Origin of the sequence: Flavobacterium sp. CFS9, assembly GCF_041154745.1 — a bacterium.
In the GTDB taxonomy this organism is placed as follows: Bacteria; Bacteroidota; Bacteroidia; order Flavobacteriales; family Flavobacteriaceae; genus Flavobacterium.
On record NZ_AP031573.1, the window covers coordinates 1,606,596 to 1,633,588 of the forward strand.

Genomic DNA, 26,993 nt, shown 5'->3' on the forward strand with positions numbered 1-26,993 from the left:
GAGGGGGCAGAACTACAATCTTAACTCTAAATTTTGATTTACAAAGATACATAGTTCAATACATTGTGCCTAAAAAAATTAAACACATCCAAAAAGTGAGCTCCAAAAAAACGACTGAACCTTTGCCTATCTAAGCCTCGGTACCTAAAAAAGTATATCTTTGCGCTTTTTTAAACACGTCAAAAATGAGTTTTTTCGATATAATTGTTGCCGCACTTTTAGCATTTAGTTTATACAAGGGAATTAAAAATGGACTTTTTGTAGAAGTCGCTTCATTTATCTCTTTATTGCTGGGAATTTATATTGCGATTAAATTCTCCTCCTTTATGAAAGAATTGATCATAAAGCATGTTTCCTGGAATCCTAATACGATACAAGTCACTGCTTTTGTTCTCACTTTTATTCTAGTAGTAATTGGTATTTACTTCTTAGCTAAGATCCTTACCGGAATTGCCGATTTTGCCTTTTTGGGATTACCCAATAAATTAGGCGGAGGCTTTTTCAGAGTCTTAAAAACCATTCTGATCCTGAGCATTTTCATAGCTCTTTTCGAAAAAATAAATTTCAACAATACTTTTGCCAAAAAGGAAACCTTAGATCATTCTATTTTTTACAATCCTGTAAAAAAAGTAGCCGCTTTTGTTTATCCTTCTGTCGAAAAATGGTACGGGGAATTTAAAGACCATCATACCGAAACTTCTAAAAAGGAATAATAGTCTCACCACTAAGCCTAACGCGTTATAAAAAATTAATCTTTGCAAAACACCCCGACCGCAGACAATTGAGCAAAATAAATTATCTTGGCTGATATTTTAACAACCGATTTAATTTATACCCCAGACCAGTATGTTGTACCTGACCGGCATTATCATTACTTTTTTTCTAGTTGTTATACTGACAAGTAAAAGAAATAAAACCGAAGCCGACAAGATTCTGGCACTCTGGTTATTCTTCACAGGCTTTCATTTATTTCTATTCTACCTTCATTACAAAAAAGATTACAGCGACTTTCCCTTTTTACTGGGTTTAGAACTGCCAATGCCTTTAGTTCAGGGACCTTTTTTATTTTTATATACCTCAGCTTTAACCAACCAGAACCGGTATAAAAAGTTTAATCTTTTACATTTTAGTCCTTTTTTAATTGCTATTCTGACACTGATTCCGTTTTATTCTTTGTCTTTCGAAGAAAAAGCAGCAGTTTTTAAAAATGAGGGTAAAGGCTACGAAACCCTTATTTCTGTTTTGTATACCGCAATCGTACTTTCAGGAATTATTTATCCGTTACTTTCGCTGCAAAAACTTGTAAAACACCGAAAGAACATCAATAATCAATTTTCGCATACCGAAAGAATCAACCTGACCTGGCTCCGGTATTTAATCCTTGGGTCTTGTATCATCTGGCTGGTAATTATCTTCTTTGAAGATCAGTATATCTTCTCAGTTGTGGTTTTCTATCTGATCTTTATTGGCTATTTCGGGGTTAAACAAGTTGGAATTTTTACCAATCAACCGCTATCCGAAAACAATTATTATGAGACTTCAACATTTGAAAAAGCGGTTACTGAAAATACATCTGAAAAAATTAAATACGAGAAATCAGGACTGACTTCTTCAGAGTTAACGGCTATCCATCAAAGACTGACGCAACTCATGCAAGAGGAGAAAATCTATAAAAATGCTGATTTGACTTTAACTGAACTCGCTCAGAAAATAAACATTCATCCCAATACTCTTTCACAGGTTATCAACTCAGCAGAACAGAAAAATTTTTACGATTACATCAATTCCCAGCGTGTGGAAGAATTTAAAAGAACCATTCTTTTACCCGAAAATCAAAAATTTACTTTTCTCTCCATAGCATTTGAATGCGGATTTAATTCCAAAACGGCTTTCAACCGAAACTTCAAAAAAGCAACCGGCCTGTCTCCTTCTGAATATTTTAAATAATTTCCATTCTAAATCCAACAGGTTTTAAATTTATAGTTCAAAACTGGAACCACCTTACATATTGGGGCGCTCAATAGTGTTACAGCAGGCATCTTTGCAGAAATTTAAAAATTTATGCAATGAAAAACAAAGCTTTTTATTCTGTCACAATTGTCCTTTCTCTTTTCCTTTTTTGGGGATGTGAACAGGAAAATGATGTCGATGAACCCGGAAATTTAGTTCCCAAAACAGTCGATCAGGATCCAACGTTACCTTCGATATTGGTAAACGGAACACAGCTGCATGCAGAAACTTTCGGAAACCCCAACCATCCAATGTTGGTTTTCCTGCATGGCGGTCCCGGCTCAGATTACAGAAATGGCCTGAATGTAAAACAACTCGCCGACGAAGGTTACTATGTGATTTTTTACGACCAAAGAGGTTCCGGATTATCCAAAAGACACGACAAAAATACCTACTCCATTCAATTGATGATCGACGATCTCTCCGAAGTCATAAAATATTACCACAAAACACCCACTCAAAAAATATTTCTTTTCGGACATTCCTGGGGCGCCATGCTTGCAGCCGCCTATGTCAACAAATACCCAACGGCCATTAGTGGTGTTATTTTGGCGGAACCAGGAGGTTTAAACAAGAAGCTATTGGACGATTACGGTGAAATGAGTCGTAAAATTAAATTATTCTCCGAAGCCACCAGCAATTTACTGTATATCGATCAATTCCTAACCGGAAAAGAAAACCAGCACGAAATTCTTGACTATAAACTAGGAGTTTCTTCGGGTTTCTCTTATGCAAAAGGCAACAAGGAAGGTATTTCAGGACCATCCCCATTTTGGCGAATCGGAACAACCGTTTTAGAAAGTTTAACTGACATTGCTGAAAATGAAGGCTTTGATTTCACTACAAATTTAAGCCAGTACAAAATTAAAGTCCTGTTTCTGTATGGTGAATTAAATCAGTCCTATGGTCTATCCTTTGCCCAAAAGGAAGCTGCCTTTTTTCCTAATACCACCATAGCCGAAGTAAAAGGTACCGGACATGAAATGATTTATTTCAAATGGGAAAATGTGCATCCGTTTGTATTGAACTATTTAAACGACCTAAAATAATCCCATGATGAAAACAGTAGTATTAATCAGCATCTTTATCTTCTCTCTTTTCATAGGCCAAACCTATTCTCAAACCTTAAACTGGGAAAGCCTTGACAAGAATCAAAAACACCTTCTACATGCAAATGCCGGATGGGAATATAGTTTTGTTTATGGACTCGCATACGGTTACCATTTTCAAACCAAATTACCCATTGTGGCTGATGTTTCCTTTTCTTTACCCTCAGGCGAAGCTGTATTCGATGATTTTAAAAGTAAAATTGGCGGACAAATAAATCTTTATCAGATAAATCACTTCCGTTTTACCACCTCAATTCACGGAATTTATCGCCGATACGAAAATCCGTTAGTTACCTTGCAAAACTTTGGTGCCGACGCGACCGCAATTGTTGGATACTATAAACCGAGATGGTTTGTGGCCGGAGAATTTGGTTTCGACAAAGCCATTGTCACACATTTTAAAAACTCGGCTATTTACAAAGAAGTCTATCCCAATGCAAAAGACGGCTGGTACGAACCTGCTACCGGAGGTAACTTTAACTTTGGCCTACAAGCCGGATACTCGTTTCGCCGAAGCGATCTTACTTTGCGGCTGGGAAAAACTATCACACAAGATTTTAAAACAAAACCTATGATTCCGCTGTACTTTCAATTAGGTTACAATTTTAAGTTAGAATAATTTTCTAAACCCGACAGGTTTTAAAAAGCTGTCGGGTTTGCTGTATTATTTAGTCTTTTAAAAACTATTTTAAAATTCCGCATTCAACTATCGAAGATCAACATTCCAGAATCCAAAACTTTGCGCTATCTTTGCGGTTTATTAACATGCTCTAAGGCAATTGCTACAGTGCAGATTTAGACCCGGAAATTACTTAAACTCGTTTAGAGAATTGACATATTAAAATGAAGAAGATACGTAACTTTTGCATTATTGCACACATTGACCACGGTAAAAGTACACTGGCAGACCGCTTATTAGGTGCTACACAAACCGTTACAGCTCGTGAAGAAAAAGCACAATTGCTTGACAACATGGATCTGGAGCGCGAGCGTGGAATTACCATTAAGAGTCACGCCATTCAGATGGAATACACCTACAAAGGCGAGGAGTACATTTTAAATTTAATTGACACTCCCGGTCACGTCGACTTTTCATACGAGGTTTCACGATCTATTGCAGCCTGCGAAGGAGCTCTTTTGATCGTTGATGCAGCTCAAAGTATTCAGGCGCAAACTATTTCTAATTTATATCTGGCTTTAGAGAATGATCTTGAGATTATCCCGGTTTTGAATAAAGTAGACTTACCAAGTGCTAATCCTGAAGAAGTTAGTGATGACATTATCGATTTATTGGGATGTAAATTAGAAGACATTATTCATGCTTCAGGAAAAACCGGTTTTGGTGTTGAAAATATCTTAGCAGCCATTATCGAAAAAATCCCTGCTCCAAAAGGAAATCCTGAAGAACCATTACAGGCTTTGATTTTTGACTCGGTGTACAACCCATTCCGTGGAATTGAGGTTATCTTCAGAGTAGTAAACGGAGAAATCAAAAAAGGGCAAAAAATTAAATTCATGGCTACGGACAATGAATATTTTGCTGACGAGATTGGAACTTTAAAATTAAATCAGGTTCCCAAAAGTGTGGTTTCTGCCGGGGATGTTGGATATTTGATTTCAGGAATTAAAGAAGCACGCGAGGTGAAAGTGGGTGATACCATTACCGATGCAAAAGTGCCGACTACCAATATGATTACAGGTTTCGAAGATGTAAAGCCAATGGTTTTCGCCGGAATTTACCCTGTAGACACAGAGGATTACGAAGATTTACGTTCTTCTATGGAGAAATTACAATTGAACGATGCTTCATTGGTTTTTGCTCCTGAAAGTTCAGCCGCTTTAGGTTTTGGTTTCCGTTGCGGATTCTTAGGAATGTTACACATGGAAATTATTCAGGAACGTTTAGAGCGTGAGTTCGATATGACGGTTATTACTACTGTACCTAACGTTTCGTACCTGGCTTATACCAAAAAACATCCGGAAACTCCATTAGTTGTAAACAATCCATCAGATTTACCTGAACCTTCAAAACTAGACAGAGTTGAAGAGCCTTTCATTAAGGCTACTATCATCACAAAAGCTGATTTCGTTGGAAACGTAATGAGTTTGTGTATCGAAAAACGCGGTTTAATTACCAACCAAACCTATCTGACAACAGAACGTGTGGAATTGAATTTCGACATGCCGCTGGCAGAGATCGTATTCGATTTTTACGATCGTCTGAAAACAGTATCTAAAGGTTATGCTTCTTTTGACTACTCTCCTATTGGAATGAGAACTTCAAAACTGGTAAAACTGGATGTTCTTTTGAACGCTCAAACGGTGGATGCGCTTTCTGCTTTGATTCACGAAGACAACGCTTACAACATTGGTAAAAAAATGACCGAGAAATTACGCGAGCTGATTCCAAGACAACAATTCGACATTCCGATTCAGGCTGCAATTGGTGCTAAAATTATCGCTCGTGAAACCATTAAAGCACTTCGTAAAGACGTTACCGCAAAATGTTATGGTGGAGATATCTCTCGTAAACGTAAACTTCTTGAAAAACAGAAAAAAGGTAAAAAACGTATGAGACAAGTAGGAAACGTTGAGATTCCACAAGAGGCGTTTATGGCTGTTTTGAAATTGAACGACTAAGCTTTTTTTTAGAGAATAGAGTAAAGAACAAAGAATATAGAGAAAACCTGATGATGAAAAATTGTCAGGTTTTTTTTTTGGGGATATTTATTAGTGCTGTTAAGAATAAAGTAAAACCAATAAAAACTTCATACACGCGATGTCATCCTGAGCGGAGTCCAAGGCTTATGGAACGGAGAATGGCTTCGACTTCGCTCAGCCAGACCGTTGAGACTTGATTAAACTAGAATTTCGACTCTAACTCTGCCTAACAGATTCATTAAAAATAAAACCAATAAAAACTTCATACAACCGCGATGTCACCCTGAGCGGAGTCGAAGATTTATAGAACGGAGAATGGCTTCGACTTCGCTCAGCCAGACCGTTGAAACCTTCTTACAAACATCACTTTTATTTTCTATTAATATTTTGCTCCGTTGGAGCAAACAATAACAATTATATAAACAAAGAGGTCTGGCTTAAAATGAATCAGCCTTCTTTGTTCATTATCAATTAAAATATTTCTTTTACTTTTTCTTTCTCAAACTGCTCCAGAGGAGCAAAATATCTATAGAAAATGTAGTTTCCCAGCATCAAAAAGCTCCAGCGGAGCGAAATATTAATACAAAACAAAAGCAATCTGTCCCAATTTGGAACAGCTTTTTATTTCTTTAAACCTCAAACCTTTGTAACTTTGAACCTCTCAATCTTTGTACCAAGAAAAAATGCTCGACGAAACCCCAAAACGATTTGACCGTATTGTCGCCATCCTCATCCAATTACAATCTAAAAAAATTGTAAAAGCACAGGAATTGGCCGACCGTTTTGACTGTAGTTTACGAACTATTTATCGCGACATTCGTACTTTGGAAGCTTCAGGGGTACCAATTTACAGTGAAGCCGGGGTCGGTTATGCTTTAATGGACGGCTATCGATTACCTCCCGTAATGTTCACACGCGAAGAAGTAAGCAGTTTTATTGCTGCCGAAAAACTCATGCAAAAATTTACCGATCCTTCACTTGGAGCGCACTATGCTTCTGCCATGTATAAACTGAAATCGGTTTTAAAAAGTACCGATAAAGACTGGCTCTCCAATATTGAATCACGGGTAGTCATGCAAACTGCTGAACCTATGTTTAATGATAATTCTCCAAATACTTTAGCGCTTCTTTTTGAAGGTATTGCTGAAAAAAAGCAGCTTTTACTTTCGTACAAAACATATGAAACAGATACAGCTACACAAAGAAACATAGAACCTGTGGGCGTTTTTCATGATAATAACAATTGGTATTTTTTAGGATACTGCCATTTAAGACAGGATTATCGTCAGTTTAGAGCGGACAGAATTCAAGGTATTCGAAAAACAGATTCTGATTTTACGATCGAACATGATGCTTTAGAAACTTATATCAATAAAACAGAAACTTGTCCAACAACAAAAGTCCGAATTTTAGTTGATAAAAAAATTGCACGCTATCTGGGTACCGAAAAAAAGTATCACGGATTCATTTCAGAAAAAGAAATAGATGGAAAAATAGAAATGACTTTTATGTCACGAGATATCGAGAACTCATTTCCGCGATGGTTTCTAATGTATGGAGATTACGCTACGATTCTGGAACCTGAAATACTCAAGACCAAAACACTGGAATTACTGGAAATCAACCGTAAAAGACTGTTATAAAAAAAAACTCCTAAAGGTGAAGTTCATCTTTAGGAGTTTTTCAAATCTAGTGTTTCTCTTTTACCACATTGTAAAAATTATAATCGGTATTAGAAGCATCGGTAATACCAACATTTCTTCCAATGGTTACAATCTGTCCTCTGTGATACGTTCCGTGATTCACCACCTGCAGCAAATAATCGCTTACAGGCTGTTCACACTGAAACCATGGATTTTCAATTTTGATTGTTTTCAATAACTGTTCGTCTGATAATGATGTGATAAATGCAGCTAATTTTGCGGAAGTATTCAATAAACCTTCAAATATTTCATCTTTGTTTAAATCAACAGCTTCCCTTCTTTCCGGCTGTGGAATTTCAGCTATTATTGAAAACCAATATTCTTCGGTTTCCCAAATATGATTTAGCGTTTTAATAATGCTTGGATAGCTTGAAAGAATTTCTTTATGCAGCAATTCATCGCTTTTTGCTGAAAGCCAATTCACAAATTGTTGATTCACCCATAAATTATAAGCGGCATAATTGGTCATAATTTTTTTAAAACTCATACTGTTCGATTTATATTAGAATAAAATTTATTAAATACTTCCGGTTACGATTATCTTTCCCAGAAAAACGGAGGTTCGATATTTAAAGCTCTTAAATACACATATCCTTGTCCGCGGTGGTGTACTTCATTGTCAATAAAATACAGTATGTTCTGATATATCGGAAATTCATACTGACCAAAAAGGTTAAAATTTTCACTAAAGTCTTCGATCGATAATTTTTGCCAGAGCTCATTGATTTCAGCTGTTGCTTCATCCCATTTTTCAAGATATTGCGCTTTGAAAATCAGTTTCTCTGTTGCTTCTTCTGAAAATGGCTTCACTTCTCTGTTTACAATTCCTTTAATACCCGGAACTGCGATAGCCAAAAGCTCATCGGTCAACTTAGCGAAAGTTCGCATTCCTCCGATTGAAAATTCGAAAAAATCTTTCTCAGGAAATTTTTCAATAAGATTACGTGTAAGCTTACGGTGTCCTTGCCAGTGTATCAATAAATCTTCTGGAGTAATTACTTGAGCTGCTAATGTTTTCATAATTTTAAAGTTTTAATTATTTGATACTTCAAAAGTATTTAGGCCCGGTGACAACAGTTTGTCAGTAGTAAAATAAAATTATCAATTATTTTAATCATCACCAAAAAAAGGACCGTCTGTTGCCTCTCGAAGCAGAAATTCACTTATAAAAAAACCTTAGCTCCTTTATAAAAAACCTTTGTACCTTTGCCTCTTACAAACTTTGGAACTTAAAAGAAAATGATCGAAGATAAAAATCCTCAACGTACCAGTATAGCACAATTAGGCGAGTTTGGCTTAATTGACCATTTAACCAAAAATTTTGATGTTACTCAGGAATCTACTTTGAAAAGTATAGGTGATGATGCCGCTGTTCTTGATTTTAAGGACAAAAAAGTGGTAGTCTCGACCGATTTATTAATTGAAGGAGTACATTTTGATTTGGCTTATATGCCTTTGAAGCATTTAGGTTACAAATCGGTTGTGGTTAATCTCTCCGACATTTGTGCCATGAATGCAAAACCGACGCAAATAACGGTTTCTGTAGCCGTTTCTAACCGTTTCCCACTAGAAGCCTTAGAAGAGTTATTTGAAGGCATTACACATGCTGCAAAAGAGTACAAGATTGATGTTATTGGCGGTGATACTACCTCATCTCAAAAAGGACTAATTATTAGCATCACCGCAATTGGTGAAGCTAACGAAGAAGAAATTGTTTACCGAAATGGTGCTCAAAAAACCGATTTACTTGTAGTTACCGGAGATATAGGAGCTGCTTATATGGGATTACAGGTTCTGGAGCGTGAAAAACAGGTATTTCAGGTGAATCCTAACAGCCAGCCGGATCTGGATATGTACAGCTATTTAATCGAGCGTCAGTTAAAACCCGAAGCCCGAAAAGATGTTCGCACTTTATTACATGCACTCGAGATTAAACCTACGGCAATGATTGATATTTCGGACGGATTGTCTTCTGAAATTATGCATATCTGCAAACAATCAAAAGTGGGCTGTAATTTATATGAAGATAAGCTTCCTCTGGATCCTCAGTTCATTTCGACTTGTGAAGAATTCAATATCGATAGTACAACAGTTGCTATAAATGGCGGTGAAGATTACGAATTACTCTTTACCATCGACATTAATGATTTTGATAAAATAAAAGGCAACCCAAACTTCTCTATTATCGGCCACATGACTGATGAAAGTGAAGGAGTTCATCTGGTAACACGTGCCAATACAAAAATTGCACTTAAAGCCCGTGGCTGGGATGCTCTAACGGAGTAGATTTTTTTAGTCGCAGTTTTCAGTATTCAGTCGCAGTGCTCAGTGAAATACTGACTGGAAACTGCGACTGAATACTAAGAACTGGAAACTAAAAACTCAAAAAAGCCCTTTACATTTTGCCTCTTTGACCAGGTCCTCATCAAAACCACTTCTCACTTTAAGCAGCTCTTTCAGACCATTTTTACGCTTTTCAATTTCATTAACAGAAATCGGAATATATTGTGGCATGTCTGCTAAAGAAGTCCCTTTTGACAAATGAAATAGAATCTGCTTGTCAAATTCATCAATTTCAATAGAGTTATGAGCAGATTGATTGAGTATCTTTTGAACGGATTGACTATAGTATTTGTCACTTTTCATTACTTTATCAAATGCAAAAAGCAATTCATCAAAAGTGAGATCATTTTTGATGATTAAACCATTAGGGCTAATGGTTCTGATGATTGTTTTAATTTTCAATAATTCAGTATACATGGTTAACAGAATTATTTTGCATTTTGGCATTTTCTTCAGAAGTAATTTCGCCAGATCTTCACCCGAATAAATATTCTTTTCTTCGTATGGAGGCATGCTGATATCTAAAAAAGCAACGTCAAATTCAGGAGTCTGAGCATCTTCGATTAAATCGTACCCTGATTTACAATCGTGGGCTTGCAAAATAAAGAACTCATACTTATTAGGATTATAACGCGTTATCGCATTCTTATATCCTTCAATAATAAAGGGGTGGTCGTCAACAATTAAAATGTTTTTTCTAATTAATTGAGGAGCCTGGGGATTGGGATCAATTGTCATGTATGCTGTAGGTTTATTTTTTGATCTATTGGAATTTTTACTATCAAAAGAGTTCCTTCTCCTTTGGCCGATTTTAAGAAAACAAAGCCTTTACATTCTGTCGCTCTGTATTGAATATTATGCAAACCTATGCCTTTTCTTGTTGTTTTGGTATTAAACCCGATTCCATCATCAGAAATTGACAAAACCAAATGGTCTATTTCACTTTTAAAATCTACCGTTATTGTATTGGCTTTTCCGTACTTATTACAATTCTGAAGCGCTTCCTGAATAATTCTGTATAAATTAATTTTTACCGCATTCGAGACCAGTTCCCATTTAATATTAGAATCAAAAGAGGTGATTAATGCGGAATCATAGGTGTTTCTCTGATCCTCAAACAATTTGTTTAAAATCGCAATAAAATTATTAATTAATTCTGATTTCTCGCGGTTTAAATCATGGGAAATCTCACGAATATCTTCTTCGATATGCTTAAGTTCTGTCAGGTATTTTTTTCTTTTGGGAGCTGCTTCAGCCTCATCTACTTTATCTAAACTATCCAAACTGATCCTCACACCAAACATTCTGCCCAGTACCCCGTCATGTAAATCCTGAGCTACTTTTTTCTTTTCTTTAATACGAGTCTGCTCAATATCATTTTGCTGTGAGATCATTAAATTATAAATATCTTCATTAGCAACCTGTTGTTGCTGTTTAAAAAGCAGCTCTCTGTTTTTCGCTTGTTGTGTTTTATACACATAGAAAAACAAACCTATCAGAGTACAAATACTAAAAATATATATTAAGGTTTTGTTTTTCTCCTGCAGACTTGAGTTCTGATCTTTTATTTCATTGGTTTCATATTCAATTCTGGAGAATTTTTCCCCCATATTGCGTTCAGCTCTCAACATTTTATCATTCAATTTAATATATTCCTTAGAGTAAGCCGAGGTATTTTCCGGATCAACAATTGCAATTTGCTTTAATACTTGGAGAGTATTGTTGATTTTATTAGTAGATCGGGATAAAAGCAAAGCCTGCTTAGAGAATTGAATTGCTTTAAACGTATCTTTTCTAAAAGCATAATACTCCGACAAATGAAGCTTACTGGACACAATTGCCGATTTCAATCCAAGACTATCTCTAATTCTCAGTGATCTGAAAAAATCTTCCGGAAGACCATCTAACTCCTCTAATTTAAATTTAGAGTAGGCCAAATTGTCCAGCAGCATTGCGTATAAAATGGTATTTTCTTTAAATAAATTTTCCTCTTTCAAACCTTTTTCAAAAAATTTTTTGGCTTCCCGGTAATTACGCATATTGATATAAACAAAACCAATATTATTCAATGACGCTGCTTTTAACTGAAGTTCGAGAGGAATAGATTTGTCATTAAGATTTAGCAATGCCTTATTATGAAAACTTAGTGCCTTACCGTATTCTTCTTTATCATTGTATAAAATTCCTAATAAGTTATAACATTCATAAAATTGATCGTTAGCATGCTTCTGGCCTTTTAAACTGCGTAATGCCTTAAAAACAGCTATTTCGCTTTCAAAAAAATCTCCCTCGTTATATTGGAGACTAGCTTTACTTAAATAAGTTTTAGCCAGGCTAAAATGATCATTAATCGCTAAGTACAATTTTTCGGCATGATAAAAATTCATATAGGCGCTGTCAGAAACCGATTTTGACACGTAATAGTCGCCTAAGTAAGTATAAGCCTTGGCAATATTAGCAGAATCCTTAGTATCTTTTGATCTCTTCAGAATCAGTTCGGTGGTTTGAAGATAGGATTTCCAATCACCCATATTATAATAACGATTGGCTATTTTAAACAAATTGACTTTATTGAGAGAATCGTCTTTTTGCTTTATAATTATTGCAAATGCTTTCTTAGTATACTTCTGTTTCAGTTCATAAGTTAAGTCAACATCATTCGCCAGAGATAAAAACGTAGGGAGACTATCAACTCGGAAAGATTCTTCTTCATCTAAATGAGTTTTGCCGGTGCATCCCAATAAAATAAGAGATAAAAAAAGTAATATAGATAAAGTTTTTTTCAATGTCTTTTTTTGAATTTTACCAAAAATACTAAAACTAAAGACATAAAAAAAAGGCTGTCAGAATTTGACAGCCTTTCAATTTTATTAAGCACTAACTTAATCCATTTTCTTAACAATACTCACAGATTGTCTGTCCTGACGAAATCCTTCAGATTGGTTTAAGTTATGTAGTGTATTTATATTATCCTGTTTTCTTTTTCCACGACCTGTAAACTGGTCATCAATAGTATTCGTAGAGAATTTAGCGATTGAATCTGATGGAGAAATTCTTTGTGGAGTTGCAAACGAAGTTGCTATCATTACTGTAGAAAATAATACGATTTTTAAAGCTGTCTTTTTCATGATCTGAGGATATTAAATGTTTGTTTTTTTAGTTTTAAAAATCATCGCTATGCGCGAATCATGGTGTAAAACTAAGAACACTTTAAAAAGAATAATATGAAAAAAAAAGGTTTATGGTAGATCGTACCCAATTGATAGTCAATGATGGGCAAATCAATGTAGTCGTATAATTTTTACACTTCTAAATAATTCCCTATAGCAAAATCAGCAATAATTAAGTCGATATTTGATTTATATGTTTTTGAAAAGGGAATCTTTTTAGAGGAATTCCTGATATAACAAGTCGAGTTCCCGTTATGAATCCTTGCAATATAATTTTGATTGATGATATAACTGTTATGAATCCTAATGAAAGGATGTGACAATACGCCTTCAAAATGCTTCAAGGTTTTAAAAGCAGTTATCATTTCGCCTGAATTCAAATAAATATCGGTCGAATTATTATCTGCCTGGAAGTAACTAATATCATTGGAATTGATGTAGCGATAATCTCCATAAGATTTCACACATAATACAAGGGGCTGCTCAGCACTTTTTGCCGGCTCAGCAAACAATTCACTCAATGGTGTACTATCTTCCTCAACGGTATCAATATCAGCTGTAGGAAATGCTTTTTCGAGTTTCAGAATAGTCTTCATCAAATCGATCCGTAGAGCAGGTTTTAAAATATAATCAAAAACACCATGCTGAATAGCATCAAAAGCAAGCTCTTTTTTTGTTGTTGTGATTATGATCTTAGGAATAAGTGACAAAAACCGATGAAGTTCATTTATAAAAGCAAGCGACAAATTACTGGATTTATCTTTCGGATCTATTTCTAACAAAATGAGGTGTGGCCGCTGTTCTAAAACCAAATTCAGTCCTAATTGATAATTCGCAGCCGATCCCGCAAAAGTAAGTTCTGAAAAACCTTCTGCAATTGTTCTGGTTTTCAAAATACTTTCCACATCATCGTCAATAATAATATACGAATACTTTTTCAATCTTACTGTTGTTGATTTTTCATGACCCCCTTACAACTATCACTTCAAATTCATCGATATTTTTGAAAGGCCTCCTGTTTCTTCATTTATTCGCAATTAAAAATACAAATTTCAATTATTCTGCTATTTCATTGTTAATATGTTACAAACAAATGTTAACACAAAAGGATGAAATGCAAAAATAATCGCCAAAATACACTATTTATCATTAAAAAAAACCCAAACTCCTTAAAGGAATTTGGGCTTTTATATATGAATCTAATAAAATATTACATTTTCATCAACCAGTTTTTCATTGAAACCTCATTCTCGATGATGTCTCTTAATTCAGATATCTTAACGCGATCTTGTTTCATGGTATCTCTGTGACGAATAGTTACTGTTTCATCTTCGATCGTTTGATGATCTACGGTAATACAAAATGGTGTTCCAAGAGCATCCTGTCTTCTGTATCGACGACCTACTGCATCTTTTTCATCATAAGCGACATTGAAATCCCATTTTAAATCTTCGATGATTTTTTTCGAGATTTCAGGTAGTCCGTCTTTTTTAACTAAAGGCAATACTGCTGCTTTCGTTGGTGCCAGAACAGCCGGCAATTTCAATACGGTTCTTGTTGATCCGTCTTCCAGAACTTCTTCCTGTAATGAAGTTGCAAAAACAGCCAGGAACATACGATCTAAACCTACAGAAGTCTCCACTACATATGGCACATAGTTTTCATTTAACTCAGGATCAAAATACTGCAGCTTTCTACCTGAATATTCCTCATGCGCTTTTAAATCGAAATCTGTACGAGAGTGAATCCCTTCCAATTCTTTAAATCCGAATGGGAAATTAAACTCAATATCTGCCGCTGCATTCGCGTAATGCGCCAGTTTTTCGTGATCGTGAAAACGGTATTTATCTTTTCCTAATCCTAAAGATAAGTGCCAGTTTAAACGTGTTTGTTTCCAATGCTCGTACCATTTCATTTCTTCACCCGGACGTACAAAAAACTGCATTTCCATCTGTTCAAATTCACGCATACGGAAAATAAACTGTCTTGCAACAATCTCATTTCTGAAAGCTTTACCCGTTTGAGCAATTCCAAAAGGAACTTTCATACGACCTGATTTCTGAACATTTAAAAAGTTAACAAAAATACCCTGAGCCGTTTCAGGACGCAAATACAGATCCATTGCAGAATCTGCAGAAGCTCCAAGTTTAGTCCCAAACATTAAGTTAAACTGCTTTACATCTGTCCAGTTTTTAGAACCCGTTTCAGGATCAGCAATTTCAAGTTCTTCTATTAATGCTTTCACATCCTGAAGATCTTCACTCATACCTTTAGCCAGTCTCTCTAAAATTTCTTTCTTTTTCGAAAGATATTCTACAACACGTGCATTTGTCGCAACAAACTCTTCTTCATTAAAAGCATCACCAAAACGGGCTCTTGCTTTTTCGATTTCTTTTTGAGCCTTTTGATTAATCTTTTCAGCGTAATCTTCTACTAAAGTATCAGCTCTGTATCTTTTCTTTGAATCTTTATTATCAATTAATGGGTCATTAAATGCATCAACGTGACCTGAAGCTTTCCAGGTTGTTGGGTGCATTAATATTGCAGCATCTAAGCCGACAATATTCTCATTCATCTGAACCATTGATTTCCACCAATATTCACGAATATTCTTTTTTAACTCGACGCCATTTTGTGCATAATCATAGACTGCACTTAATCCATCGTATACTTCGCTTGACGGAAAAATAAATCCGTACTCTTTTGCGTGCGAAACCACATTCTTAAATAAATCTTCTTGTTTTGCCATAGTGATGCAAAAATATAAAAAGTACTTTTAAAAAAAAGAAAAATAATAAAGTTAAAAGCAATGATTTGGTTATTTTTGTAACTAAATTCTTTCTATTTGTGTTTAATTATCTCATCAACCTCTTTTTCCCTAAAGTTTGTGTCGGATGTCACAACCTTTTACTTAGTGGTGAAACTATTTTGTGCACTCGTTGCCGCCATGAATTACCTCTTACTCAATACCATTTGAATCCAAAAAACGAGGCTGTGAAGAAATTTTATGGAAGAATCGACATCCAGCATGCATCGGCATTTTTGTATTTCAACAAAAAAGGAATTGTTCAGGAACTGATCCATAATCTTAAATACAAAGGCCATGAAGAAATTGGAACATTTCTGGGAAATTGGTATGCCGAAGATTTAAAAGAATTGAATTTGAAAATCCCTTTTGATGCGATCATTCCGGTACCCCTTCATCCCAAAAAACTAAAAAAACGAGGTTACAATCAGGTTACTACTTTTGGCACCACTTTATCTGAAAACTTTGCAATTCCTTTTGATCCAAGCTTATTGTACCGAAAAAAATATTCAAAAACCCAATCTAAAAAAAATCTTTTAGGAAGATCCGAAAGTATCGAAAACATCTTTGACGTCAAATTTTCTGAAAAAGATCACAACAAACATTTTTTAATTGTGGACGATGTATTGACCACGGGTGCTACACTTGAGGCTTGTTCCAGAGCTTTGCAAAAAATTCCCGGAGCCAGAATCAGCATTGCCTGTATGGCGATGGCAAATTCATAAGATAAAATTCCAATCAAAAAAAAATCCAAATTCCAACAACAACAGTTATCAAAATTTGGATTTTTTTTCAAATTTTATCTTTTCCTTAGTATAGAATTATTTTCTTAACCGTTCTGCGCTCTCCTTCTATTACAGTCACCAGATACATCCCTGCCGTAGCTCCCGCTAATTGAATATTTTGATTAAAATAAGGCGTTTTATCAAAAGAGTTAAAATATACTTGCTTGCCAAGAATATCATGTACATAAACCTGTACTTTATTGATGGAATCGCTTGTAAACTGAATCGTAAAATTCCCTCTGTTCGGATTCGGATATAAAGTAAACGCTACATTTTCAATATCAACTTCCCCTAAAGTAAAAGTCTTATTGCAAATATTTAATGAAGCTGAATTTATTGTTCCAAAATTACCCGAAACAGCATCACGAACTCTAAAACTCCAGGTTCCTTTCGGGTCCTGTCCGTTAAACACACTCAATAAATCGATCGGAACAACAATCTGACTTGTAGTTTTGGAACAATCTAAAGCAACTCCGGCATCGTCAAACTGAAGAGCCAAAGTAGAATTTATTCCGCCACAGCTGTTACGATCATATAAATTAACTACTGTGCCTTGCGGATTTACGATTTGCAATTCGAAATCGGAAAGCTTATCGTGTGTAACATTAACCAAAACATTTACATCAGAAATCGTCCCGGTTGATGCCGGAACATTTACCGTTTTAGAAGTAAAAGAATTTACCTGAGGAATAGTAAAAGCATTCCCGAAACTATAAGAATCACAAGTTGTCGTTGAAGTATACCCCACCGCAAACGACTTACTATTTAAAGCATAATAAATATTTGCTGTTGGTTCAATCTTAAGTCTGCAATTTGTTGAAGCCGTTACACTGGTCGGAATCTGAACAGTTTGCGAACCATCATTCGGTGTGTTTGCTGCTAAAATTATTGGAAATGTCAAACCTCCATCTGTCGATAATTTAATATTTACTGATGAGGATCCCTGCAATGTATTGGTATTATTCACTGCCCATGTTACCGTCTGGTTCGAGCCAATTGGCCAGCTAACGTCATCCGTGTTTTGCGAAGTAACGGTAAATGGCCCTGCATTAGTTACCACCGTTGCAATCATTGTATCAGTATTTGTCTGTGCGGCTCCAGATGCACCATTGTCTCTTGCAGTCAGGGTAAAATGTAATGTTCTCGCAACAGAAGAAACGGACTCCCAGGTTGTGGTCAACTTGTTCAAAAGTACGTTGTTCAAGTCGGGCATATAACGAACAAGTGAACTTCCCGGACGTACAGACCTAAACATGGGCCCATTGGGTTTATCAGGATAGGCTGTACTATTACTGTTTGCGGTTGATGATCCTGACGCGCTATCAAATTGCTCCCAGGTATAGGTAACACCAGCAACAGCCGAACCGATACCTGTTAAAACAAACGGTGTACTAATAGGAATTGTATAATCTGCACCGGCATCAACTACCGGAGGATTATTTGCTATGGCTGTACTAACGGGACAATTCTTTCCGGACAACGTATTCTGGATTTGCAGAATACTGGCGTAAGCAAAATAATCGTCTGAATGATTTTGAACATCATAACCCTTAGACACTCCTGCATAACCCATTATAGTTGATCCGCTTCCCGGCTCAACGTTTAAACCTGTCCTTTCCGATGCATCGTAAGAAAAAGTATGATATCCTCCAAACTGATGTCCCATTTCATGAGCAACAAAATCAATATCAAAGTTGTCTCCTTCCGGTTTCTGATCAGACGGTGAGGTATAAGCACTTCCTTTCCCCATTGCATCCGACGGTGTCGGACTATCGCAAACACAACCTATACAGCCTGCATTTCCTCCTCCTCCGGACGCTCCAAACAGATGCCCGATATCATAATTAGCCTCACCTATCACGCTCGTTAAATTACTTTGAACTTCTTTGCTCCAATAATCATTCCCGTCTGAAGGATCTCTGGAGGTTCCTCTATCTGGGTCAGAATAAGGATCTGTTAGTCCATTCGTATAAATCACAGCATCATTATTAGCAATTAAAACCACCCTTACGGCAAGGTCTTTATTAAAAACACCATTTACTCTTGCTAAAGTTGCATTCATCCCTGCCAATGCGCCTGCTTTTGTGCCTCCAAAATAAGCCGTGTATTCTCCTGTACAGGACAGTGCCAGTCGAAAAGTTTTGAAAGATTTATTGTTTGCCGCCGATTTTGCAGTATTGGGTGATGTACTTGTATTTGCCTGTACATCTGTTGTTTTACAAGTTAAACGAGATTTTGAAGCTTCATCATTTTTAGTAAACAAAACATAGGACGATTTGTCTTCCTGATTCTGTTCGATATATTCTGATGGTTTATCCGTACGAAGTACCATAGTCTGCACTCCAATTGGTGCCACACTAAAATAAATCTTCGCCGTCTTATCGTCTAAACCGCGGCCTTCATAAGCTCTGATTTCAGGATATTTTGCCTGTAATTCGGGCTCAAAATTAGAAGATTCCCAAACGGTAAAACGTTCCAGTGTACCTCCGGCATTTGGAAAAGTAATTTCTGTCGAGGTATTTTTTGCTGTTTTAGCAGTAGTGACACTAAGTTTAGTCTTCAGAAAATCTGAATTCAGCTTATAATACAATCGTCCGGGTTGAGACGTAACTCCTCTTTTGCTTAACGAAACAGCATCGACTTTTTGCCACAAACCATCATTTTGGGCGTATACACCAGCACAGCAAAAAGTAAAAAATAAAAAAAGTAGGTTTTTTTTCATATTTCAAATATAAAAGTATATCAAAATTACGCGAATTAAATCAAAATCTTACACTTATCAGAAACAATTATACAGTTTTAAGTCACTGGCGATTCCTTTTTCACAAAAACTAACAGTTTGAGAGTAAAAAATCAATTCCCCTTAGCATTAAATTTAAAATAGAATAGTATAAATTTGCACCATCTTAAATTATTTGTTTTGAAGCTCTTTCATTCTATAAACGATTTTCAGTCAACCAAGAAAACAATTTTAACTCTTGGGACTTTTGACGGTGTACATATTGGCCATAAAAAAATTCTGGAACGCATTACGCAAAACACTGAAAACGGAAAATATGAAAGTTTAGTGCTTACCTTTTTTCCTCATCCAAGAATGGTACTACAGGAAAAATCAGAAATAAAACTTTTAAATACCATTACTGAAAAATCAAAGCTTCTGGAAGCAACCGGAATTGAAAATCTGGTTATTCATCCTTTTAACGAAAGTTTTTCCAGACTAACCGCAGAAGAATTTGTACATTCCATTCTGGTAGATCAGTTTCATATTCAGAAAATAATTATTGGTCATGACCATCGCTTTGGCAGAAACAGAACGGCTAATATTGATGATTTAATCGCTTTCGGTCATGAATACGGTTTTGAAGTTGAGCAAATCTCCGCTCAGGAAATCCAGGACGTTTCTGTAAGTTCAACCAAAATCAGAAAAGCACTCAACGAAGGAAATATGTCTCTGGCAAATGATTATCTGGGTTATCACTACTTTTTATCGGGTGAAGTTGTTAAGGGAAAACAGCTAGGAAGAACAATTGGCTTTCCAACAGCTAACATCGAAATTAATGACGAATATAAATTGATTCCAAAAGCCGGCGTATATGTTGTAAAAGCTTTGATCGACCAAAAGGAAGTTTCCGGAATGATGAACATTGGTTTTAATCCAACTGTTGACGGACAAAAACAAACGATCGAGGTGAATCTTTTTGATTTTGATGCAGATATTTACGGTAAAACAATTGAGGTTTTATTATTACAATACCTAAGAGAAGAGCAAAAATTCGGCTCTGTCGATTTGTTAAAAGAACAATTGCATCAGGACAGAAAAAATGCGCTGGCCTTTTTAGACAAAATCTAGAATAGCTTTATTTCAACCTGTGAGTTGAAATAATTTTAACACATAGAAACATAGTCTTTTGTAAACTATAAAAGACGTTTCAGTAGTTGTCAAAGACGCATAGTAAAATATGCTAATGCAAATCTTTTCTTCTTGTCCTTCCATTTCTGAGCATTAATACCTGTTTCTCTACGTATTATTCTAAAAATTCATCGTTCCTTTTTACGATGGTTTGGTCAGATATACTTTTTACCCTTTTTAAATCATCGTAGTTATTTTTTTAGTAAATTTGATATAGAACTCTGTTTATCAAATATTTGCTATTAACTTCTTTAAAAATAACCATTATGAAATTACCTAAAGAAATTACCAACGGTTTTCTGATTTTTCTTGGAATTGGAATTTACTTTTTATTGATGAACGTATTAGGTTTGGCTCATTTATTCTATCTGCGAACCCTAAATGTCTTTTTTATATTTTATGGCGTAAATAAAACTATGCGAATGAACCTTCATGAAGGGGAAACTAATTTTGTATCCAATGCGGTATCAGCAATGGCCACCTCTGTAGTGGGTGTGGCGTTGAGTGTTTTTGGGCTGTTAGTTTACAGTTATGCCCGAGGTGGAGATGCTTATGTAAAAACACTTTCGGAAACTTTCATGTTTGGCGGAAATCCTTCGGTACCAACTTATTGCATCTGCTTGCTTTTTGAAGGAATCGCCTCTTCAGTAATTGTCACATTGATGATGATGCTGTACTGGAATAACAAATATGCAGCCGATTAATTTTTCAAAATAAATCAAACTAAATAGCACTCTAAAATCATAAAAAATTAAAATTATATGATTTTAGAGTGTTTCTTTTTTGAAAATAGCTGTCAAATATTCATTTACAGGATTGGGCATTGGTTGATTGGAACTATTTAACTACTTTTGGAGCATCAAAAAACTGCATCAATGAGCATTACAAAACACAATTGGACAAAAGACGAAATAATTGCCATATATAATAAACCTATGATGGACCTGCTGTATGAAGCAGCAACAATTCACAGGCAAAAGCATGATCCTAACGTAGTTCAGGTATCTACTTTACTTTCTATTAAAACCGGAGGCTGTCCGGAAGACTGCGGGTATTGCCCACAAGCGGCTCGTTATAACACAGGAGTTGAAGGAAACGACTTAATGAGCGTGAGTCAGGTTAAAGCACAGGCTTTACGTGCCAAATCCAGTGGATCCTCTCGTGTATGTATGGGAGCTGCATGGAGAAACGTAAAAGATGGTGAAGAGTTTGATCAGGTTTTAGAAATGGTTCGTACCATTAACAAACTTGACATGGAAGTTTGCTGTACTTTAGGTATGATTACCGAAAATCAGGCGCAGCGTTTGGCCGAAGCTGGTTTATATGCTTACAACCACAATTTAGACACTTCTGAAGAATACTATAAAGATGTTATTTCAACTCGTGGTTTTGAAGACCGTTTACAGACTATCGAAAATGTTCGTAAAACGAATGTTACGGTTTGCAGCGGAGGAATCATTGGAATGGGAGAAAGTATCGAAGACAGAGCCGGAATGCTTGTAGCGCTTTCTACTTTAAACCCTCAACCTGAATCTGTGCCAATTAATGCGCTGGTAGCAGTTGAAGGAACTCCAATGGAAGAAGAAAAGCCGGTTGAAATCTGGGAAATGATCCGTATGGTAGCTACAACGAGAATTGTAATGCCTGATACGCAAGTTCGTTTATCAGCAGGAAGAACTAACATGAGCCGTGAAGGTCAGGCTATGTGCTTTTTTGCAGGTGCCAATTCTATTTTTGCAGGCGATAAATTGCTTACGACACCAAACCCTGATGTTCACGAAGACATGAAAATGTTTGAAATGTTAGGCTTGAATCCGCAAAAGCCATTTACAAAAGTTTCACAGCCTAAAACAGTAGAAGCTGCTGATTCACAGTTTGCCTCTTTAGGAGAAAAACCAAAATGGACAAGACCGGGGCACACTATTGAAAGAAATCTTGAAGCTACAGCCAAATCAAAAATTTAAGAAAAAGAGTTCATAAATCTCGATAAATATTTCTAAATTGCTTATAACATGTGTTATAAGCAATTTTTTTATTTAATAGAGATGAAGTTAAAACAAATCGAAAGGGTAAAAAAAATCTCAAAGGCTGATTTTATTTCCCAGTATGTAAAAAATCAAATTCCTGTTGTTGTTGAAGAATTGACCGAAGACTGGCCAGCTTATCACAAATGGAAATTATCTTATATCAACGAAATTGCCGGAAACATTATCGTTCCTCTATACGATGACAGACCTGTAAATCATGAAGAAGGTTTTAATGAAGCTCATACAACCATGAAAATGAGTGATTATATTCATCTGCTGGAATCAAAACCAACTAACTACCGCATTTTTCTTTATAATCTGATGAAAGAAGTTCCATTATTAAAAGAGGACTTTTTATGGCCGGATATTGGCTTAAACTTGGTGAAACAAATGCCAATGCTATTTTTTGGCGGAGAAAATGCACGGGTGTTCATGCATTACGATATTGACTACTCCAATATTTTACATTTTCATTTTCACGGAGAAAAACAATGTATGCTTTTTGCTCCCGATCAATCCAAATACATGTACAAGGTACCACATGCTTTAATTTCAAGAGAAGACATTGATTTTGACAACCCTGACTATGAAAAGTTTCCTGCTCTAAAAAATGCACAGGGATTTATCACCAATTTAAAACATGGCGAAATGCTGTACATGCCTGAAGGATACTGGCATTACATGAAGTACTTAACCCCCGGATTTTCGATGAGCCTAAGAGCTTTTCCTAAAAACATTACCAATCTGTCAAAAGCCTTTTACAATGTTTTTATCATGCGCTATTTTGATATCATGATGCGTAAATTCAAAGGCCAGAGATGGATTGACTATAAAAATGAAAAAGCAGTCCGGAATACCAATAAAAATCTGCAAAAAACCTCTTAAGAACATTCTTCTTATTCCTAAAAGACTATTTTTCGTGTTCCTGTAGCATCATTTTCCAATATCACTTTTACCAGTACCATCTGATTACCTGATGCTAAATTTTGTATTTGAAGCTCTTTATTTCCAATCTTACTTTTGCTGTAAAGCAGTTTCCCCGATACATCATAAACAAAAACGTCTTTAAGCTGTTCTTTTGAAGACACATTTATTATTCTATTTTTAACAGAAACAACTATAGCATTTTTTGTGTTTTCAAAATCTTCAACACCTAATGCTTTTCCGGTAAAACGCAACACTAATCGGTCTGAGAAGGTTCCAACTGCGGTTGTAAAAGTATAATTGCTCTGTTTTAAATTATGAATTTCTCCGGTTGTTTTATCTTCAATATAAATAGCCTGTTCACTTAAATTATCATCTACCTCATCAATTGAAATAGTAAAATCACCCGCAATTGTCGTGCGGTATCCTAAAGGAACAAGATCAGTATCCAGAAAAGGTAAAGCTCTACCCTGAATGACATAATTGTTTCCATTGGCTATGCTGTAAAAATCAAGATAAGGATTCGCGTTAAAACTAATGCCGTCATAATTACTATCATACTCATTAGTCGCCCCTTCTATATATCCTACCAGCAATTGTTTAAACGCTCCTGACGTATTGGTCATGTTTAGCCAGATACGTTTTTTAACCAAAGTAGTTTCCTTTGAGGCGCTTTCAGATTTAAAAAACTGATTGTTATTTGCTCCTCCTAATCGCATTGAATTATTAAATTGTACTTTTCCTGCCCCTACTGTAGTTACAAAAAAGGATTGTCCTGCAGCTATTTTACCCGTTGGCTTAATTCCATTATCATTTGCCGGAATATCACTATGCAGTGGATCTGATATTGCCGAAACTCCACCACTCAGGTTGTACGATGCATAATCATCACTCGTATACTGATTTGTATAGGTCAATTGTACCGGTGTATTGTGTGTCCAGAAATATATTGTCCCCCCTAGTATGCTATTTGTACTTATAAGCGCATCAGCACTTAAAGCAGATGGATACGGATTCCCTACCAAATAACTTTTTCCAGAAGCCAAAGATTCACCTTCCAGATTCCCATTATTTGGCACCCCTGAAAAAATCCCCGTAAAAGTTGCTTTGGCACTATTTGAATAGGTTTCCGGACCGCGAATAATATATCCTTTACCGACTGTCATATTAGTTGTTCGGTCGGTAACTACCCATTGTGTACCATCATAACCAAAATATTTTGTTGGCGATGTTCCGGACGAAAGATCGATTAATTTTTGAGGACTTACCGGAGTGGACCAATACAAATAATCCTTTTTCAGAATTCCCGGACTTGTTCGTTCATATGAAATATTTCCGGAATTAACAACAGTATTTACCTGAACCAGACTTGAACTGGTTTTGAAAGTTAAACTTGTCCCTGCTGACGAATCTACAATTAACGCATTCTTAACCGTTAAAGTGTTTGAACTATTTATGGTTACCTTTTTTCCGGCATTTATCGTACAGCCACAGCTATTCACATCTCCGGATGAAGAAAAATCATCTGCAAAAACAATATTCTGGCTTATAGTTGGCGTTCCAAGTGACCATCCTCCTGCAATCGTATAGGTATTCGTTGCCAAAGCATTTACAACAATACCCGACAATGACGCAGAAGCACAGCTACCCGGGTATTGCACCGTAAAATTATAAGTACCGGGAGCCAGTCCTGTAATGGTATATTTAGTCCAATCGGCACCTGTTCCTCCTGAATAAGTATTAGAGAACGTACCAGTTTGCGTAATGGTATAATCATTTCTGTTGGGCAAATTCTTCAAAACTACCGTTCCGGTTAGAAGATCACAGGTAGGCTGAACCACCGGATCATTAAGTGGTGTAGCTGGCAAAGTAGAAGTCGTTATATTTTGTACTGTTGCGGTACCTGTGGCACTGGTTCCACAGCCATTTTTCGATCTTAGTCTGTAATAATAAGTGGTACCTGCAGTTAATCCGGTTACTGTATAAGTTGTCACATTCCCTATATCAAGGGCATTATAACCTGAGACAAAACTGGCAAATGTATTGACAAGAGAGACATCTAGTAAATAACTTACTGCATTAGCCTCTGCACTCCAATTTGCTGTAAATGCAGTACACAAAGTATTAGTAGCTGCCTGCAATGCGACATTACCAGGAGAGACCGCAGGTTTGTAAGTTATGGTATTCGAATAAGCACTCAAACAGGTACCGCTAAACGCTCTAACTCTGTAATAATAAGTAGTGGCATTACTTAAACCTGTAATATTTACTGTTAAAACATTTCCCACATTTAAACCATTATAGGTTCCAACAAAACTTCCGAAATTAATATCTGTCGAAAGATCCAATGTGTAATAAGTTGATCCTGAAACGGCTTGCCAATTTGCTGTAATTTGGGTACAGGTTGCTCCAGTTCCTGCCAAGGCAACAGGAGCGGTCCCAGATGAAGTTACACTTACTGTAGTGCTATTATTGGCACTGATCGTCGATGCGCAATTATCGGCAGAATTACCACTTGTTCCGGAAGTTAAAGAGGTTACTATTAAATTTTTATTCCCTAAAGCTGAAAATCCGGGAGCTGTAAAAGTACCGGTTCCACTTGTAGTTACTGTCATACTTGCCGGTGTCTGAGTTACTCCGTCTACCTGATAAGCAACGCTATATGCTCCCACTGGCAAACTACCATTTAGTGTTACTGTTGAAGATGTTCCGGTACAAATATTTACCGTTGAAGCAGATATACTTGTCAGGCTATAAGTTGGACAGGTATAAACAATCACAACTTTTCCTGCTCCTCCAGCTCCTCCAGTTGAAGCCGAACCTAAAAGTGCCGATTTTCCACCGCTCCCACCGCCTCCGGGCTGAGTTCCCGGATTACCATTGCTATTGGCCAGCAAGCCTGTAATACTTGCACCTCCTGCGCCTCCAACATCTGTTCCGCTGGTACCTCCGGCTCCTCCGGCTCCGGTTACAGCGGGTAAAAGTGTCTCACCAGCTCCACCGCTTACTCCGTCGACTTTAGTAGTTCCGGTAGACCCTGAAGCTAATCCTCCGGCACCTCCTGCCGGATTGGAAGCTGTACCATTATTGACTATTCCACCATTTCCTGCCAACGCAATTAAATAACCTGTAATCGATGAATTCTGACCAGCATTTCCATTACCCGACAAAACTCCCGCACCTCCTTGACCAACCGTAATCGACAAGGTAGTTTGAATGGATATGTTCATAGAATAGGTACCACCTGCAAAAGCACCACCTCCACCTCCTCCGGCGGCTCTTTGTAAACTCAGGCCCGGAACGGTTGAACCTCCACCGGCTCCACCTCCTCCCCAGGCACTCATTGTTACTGATGATACACCTGCAGGAACATAAAAACTGCTTGTTCCAACACTTGAAAAAGAGACTGTTTTAGTCTGTGCATAAAAAAATAAAGGCAATACAAATAACTGAAGTGTAAGTAAATGTTTTCTCATCGTGGTATTTTTTAATATTTAAAAACAGAACTTCTCAATCAGACAAGAATCTGATTGAAGTAATTTCTA

Annotated in this window: 21 protein-coding genes; 12 read left to right on the forward strand and 9 right to left on the reverse strand. The window is 36.4% G+C overall.

What is annotated here, in order from left to right:
• Positions 1-185: 185 nt before the first annotated feature.
• From ACAM30_RS07180 to ACAM30_RS07205, 6 genes are all read left to right on the forward strand, one after another.
• The gene (locus tag ACAM30_RS07180) at positions 186-713 is read left to right on the forward strand and encodes a CvpA family protein (RefSeq protein ID WP_369617867.1); all 528 of its coding nucleotides are present in this window, start codon (positions 186-188) and stop codon (positions 711-713) included.
• Positions 714-846: 133 nt separating this feature from the next.
• Positions 847-1,947 carry a helix-turn-helix domain-containing protein gene (locus ACAM30_RS07185; protein WP_369617868.1) on the forward strand — a complete coding sequence of 367 codons (1,101 nt, stop codon included), beginning with the start codon at positions 847-849 and terminating at the stop codon, positions 1,945-1,947.
• Positions 1,948-2,066: 119 nt separating this feature from the next.
• Entirely contained in the window at positions 2,067-3,059 is a 993-nt protein-coding gene (locus ACAM30_RS07190; RefSeq protein ID WP_369617869.1) for an alpha/beta fold hydrolase, read from the forward strand.
• Positions 3,060-3,063: 4 nt separating this feature from the next.
• Entirely contained in the window at positions 3,064-3,738 is a 675-nt protein-coding gene (locus ACAM30_RS07195) for a hypothetical protein (protein ID WP_369617870.1), read from the forward strand.
• 224 nt (positions 3,739-3,962) lie between these two features.
• Complete coding sequence (gene lepA, locus ACAM30_RS07200) at positions 3,963-5,759, forward strand: translation elongation factor 4 (RefSeq protein WP_369617871.1); 1,797 nt, start codon at positions 3,963-3,965, stop codon at positions 5,757-5,759.
• A gap of 704 nt (positions 5,760-6,463) precedes the next feature.
• The gene (locus ACAM30_RS07205; RefSeq protein WP_369617872.1) at positions 6,464-7,423 is read left to right on the forward strand and encodes a helix-turn-helix transcriptional regulator; all 960 of its coding nucleotides are present in this window, start codon (positions 6,464-6,466) and stop codon (positions 7,421-7,423) included.
• A 46-nt stretch (positions 7,424-7,469) separates the two neighbouring features.
• Here ACAM30_RS07205 and ACAM30_RS07210 read toward each other — a convergent pair whose 3' ends face one another.
• Positions 7,470-7,970 (reverse strand): DinB family protein, encoded by a 501-nt coding sequence (locus ACAM30_RS07210; protein ID WP_369617873.1) that lies wholly within the window; start codon positions 7,968-7,970, stop codon positions 7,470-7,472.
• A 50-nt stretch (positions 7,971-8,020) separates the two neighbouring features.
• The gene (locus ACAM30_RS07215; RefSeq protein ID WP_202700490.1) at positions 8,021-8,503 is read right to left on the reverse strand and encodes a DinB family protein; all 483 of its coding nucleotides are present in this window, start codon (positions 8,501-8,503) and stop codon (positions 8,021-8,023) included.
• A gap of 219 nt (positions 8,504-8,722) precedes the next feature.
• Between ACAM30_RS07215 and thiL the strand changes: the two genes are divergently transcribed.
• Positions 8,723-9,769, forward strand: coding sequence for a thiamine-phosphate kinase (gene thiL / locus ACAM30_RS07220; protein ID WP_369617874.1), 1,047 nt, complete (start codon positions 8,723-8,725; stop codon positions 9,767-9,769).
• A 96-nt stretch (positions 9,770-9,865) separates the two neighbouring features.
• Here the strand turns inward: thiL and ACAM30_RS07225 are convergent, their stop codons facing one another.
• The 5 genes from ACAM30_RS07225 to ACAM30_RS07245 all read right to left on the reverse strand — a co-directional run bounded on the left by ACAM30_RS07225 (position 9,866) and on the right by ACAM30_RS07245 (position 15,745).
• Complete coding sequence (locus tag ACAM30_RS07225) at positions 9,866-10,564, reverse strand: response regulator transcription factor (RefSeq protein ID WP_369617875.1); 699 nt, start codon at positions 10,562-10,564, stop codon at positions 9,866-9,868.
• Positions 10,561-12,612, reverse strand: coding sequence for an ATP-binding protein (locus ACAM30_RS07230; protein WP_369617876.1), 2,052 nt, complete (start codon positions 12,610-12,612; stop codon positions 10,561-10,563). Before ACAM30_RS07230 ends, ACAM30_RS07225 begins: the two co-directional genes overlap by 4 nt.
• A gap of 96 nt (positions 12,613-12,708) precedes the next feature.
• Positions 12,709-12,954 (reverse strand): hypothetical protein, encoded by a 246-nt coding sequence (locus tag ACAM30_RS07235; RefSeq protein ID WP_369617877.1) that lies wholly within the window; start codon positions 12,952-12,954, stop codon positions 12,709-12,711.
• Positions 12,955-13,127: 173 nt separating this feature from the next.
• Positions 13,128-13,937: a LytR/AlgR family response regulator transcription factor gene (locus tag ACAM30_RS07240; RefSeq protein WP_369617878.1), complete on the reverse strand. Its 810-nt coding sequence runs from the start codon at positions 13,935-13,937 to the stop codon at positions 13,128-13,130.
• Positions 13,938-14,206: 269 nt separating this feature from the next.
• Positions 14,207-15,745, reverse strand: a complete 1,539-nt coding sequence (locus tag ACAM30_RS07245; RefSeq protein WP_369617879.1) for a glycine--tRNA ligase — start codon at positions 15,743-15,745, stop codon at positions 14,207-14,209.
• 98 nt (positions 15,746-15,843) lie between these two features.
• On the opposite strand from ACAM30_RS07245, the gene ACAM30_RS07250 reads away from it, so the two are divergent.
• Positions 15,844-16,527 carry a ComF family protein gene (locus ACAM30_RS07250; RefSeq protein WP_369617880.1) on the forward strand — a complete coding sequence of 228 codons (684 nt, stop codon included), beginning with the start codon at positions 15,844-15,846 and terminating at the stop codon, positions 16,525-16,527.
• An 85-nt stretch (positions 16,528-16,612) separates the two neighbouring features.
• Here the strand turns inward: ACAM30_RS07250 and ACAM30_RS07255 are convergent, their stop codons facing one another.
• On the reverse strand, positions 16,613-19,309 hold the full coding sequence (locus ACAM30_RS07255; RefSeq protein ID WP_369617881.1) for a reprolysin-like metallopeptidase: 2,697 nt from the start codon (positions 19,307-19,309) through the stop codon (positions 16,613-16,615).
• A gap of 198 nt (positions 19,310-19,507) precedes the next feature.
• Here ACAM30_RS07255 and ACAM30_RS07260 point away from each other — a divergent pair, with 198 nt between their 5' ends.
• From ACAM30_RS07260 to ACAM30_RS07275, 4 genes are all read left to right on the forward strand, one after another.
• Positions 19,508-20,437 (forward strand): bifunctional riboflavin kinase/FAD synthetase, encoded by a 930-nt coding sequence (locus tag ACAM30_RS07260; RefSeq protein ID WP_369617882.1) that lies wholly within the window; start codon positions 19,508-19,510, stop codon positions 20,435-20,437.
• A gap of 326 nt (positions 20,438-20,763) precedes the next feature.
• The gene (locus ACAM30_RS07265; protein ID WP_017497388.1) at positions 20,764-21,201 is read left to right on the forward strand and encodes a hypothetical protein; all 438 of its coding nucleotides are present in this window, start codon (positions 20,764-20,766) and stop codon (positions 21,199-21,201) included.
• 171 nt (positions 21,202-21,372) lie between these two features.
• Positions 21,373-22,461 (forward strand): biotin synthase BioB, encoded by a 1,089-nt coding sequence (gene bioB / locus ACAM30_RS07270; protein WP_369617883.1) that lies wholly within the window; start codon positions 21,373-21,375, stop codon positions 22,459-22,461.
• Positions 22,462-22,542: 81 nt separating this feature from the next.
• Entirely contained in the window at positions 22,543-23,409 is an 867-nt protein-coding gene (locus ACAM30_RS07275) for a cupin-like domain-containing protein (RefSeq protein WP_369617884.1), read from the forward strand.
• Between the two features lie 17 nt (positions 23,410-23,426).
• On the opposite strand, the gene ACAM30_RS07280 is transcribed toward ACAM30_RS07275, so the two are convergent.
• The gene (locus tag ACAM30_RS07280) at positions 23,427-26,924 is read right to left on the reverse strand and encodes a T9SS sorting signal type C domain-containing protein (RefSeq protein WP_369617885.1); all 3,498 of its coding nucleotides are present in this window, start codon (positions 26,922-26,924) and stop codon (positions 23,427-23,429) included.
• Positions 26,925-26,993: the final 69 nt, after the last annotated feature.